This is a genomic window from Nonomuraea sp. NPDC003201, from assembly GCF_053590415.1.
In genome coordinates, this window is the sequence record NZ_JBSFTC010000794.1 from 1 (window position 1) to 1,003 (window position 1,003).

The window sequence follows — 1,003 nt, forward strand, 5'->3', positions numbered from 1 at the left end:
GCGGCGGGGCCGGTGAAGTAGGCCACCAGGTCCTCGCCGCGCGCGGCCACGGCCACCTGCCCGGCGCCGGCGTGCTCGCGCAGGGCGGCCTCCACGTCGCCGGGCTCGATGCGCACGCCGCGCACCTTGACCTGGTCGTCCAGGCGGCCCAGGAACTCCAGCTGCCCGTCCGAGCGCCACCGCGCCCGGTCACCGGTGCGCAGGCGCCGGGCGCCGGGCTCTCCGTACGGGTCGGGCTCGAAGGCGGCGGCGGTGCGGCGGGGCAGCCCGGCGTATCCGCGGGCCACCCCGGCCCCGCCGATCGCCAGCTCGCCCGCCGCGCCCGGCGGCACCGGCTCCCCCCGGGCGTCCAGCACCCGCACCGACGTGGCCGACAGCGGCCGGCCGATCGGCGGGCGTCCGCCGGGGTCGGTCCCGTCCAGCTCGGCCAGCTCGGCCCACGTGGCGATGACCGTGGCCTCGGTCGGCCCGTACGTGTTGACCAGCCGGGCCCCGGGCCCCTCACGATGCCATCGGGCGATGGCCGCCCCGTCGGCCTGCTCGCCGCCGAGGATCACCAGCCGCAGCGCGGGCGGCCAGGCCACCTCCGAGGGTGACTCGACGAGCCGGTGCCAGTACGCGGTCGGCAGGTCCAGCACCGTGATCCGGCGCCCGTCCGGACCGGCCAGCAGATCGGGCAGGCTCGCGGGGCCGTCCGGCAGCGGCATCACCGTCGCCCCGGACGCGAGCGCCGGGAAGATCTCCTCGACGTGGGTGTCGAAGCTCAGCGACGCGAACTGCACCACGTGGTCCCCGGGCCCCAGGCCGTACTCCCGCCGCATCCACCCGGCCCTGGCCGCCACCGAACGATGCTCGACGAGCACCGCCTTGGGCAGCCCGGCGGACCCCGAGGTCGTCATCACGTAGGCGATTCCCTTCGCTGGCCCCTCGGCCGCGCTCCCCTCGGCCACGGCGCGCACCCGGTCCTCGCCGATCAGCCAGGCGGCGCCCGCGGCGGCCATGG

General features: G+C 78.1%; 1 protein-coding gene. It reads right to left on the reverse strand.

All coding sequences use genetic code 11. The features are described 5' to 3' along the window. Positions 1-1,003 (reverse strand): AMP-binding protein (locus tag ACWDX9_RS63700; RefSeq protein ID WP_449973513.1); only part of this gene is annotated, 1,003 nt, incomplete at both ends.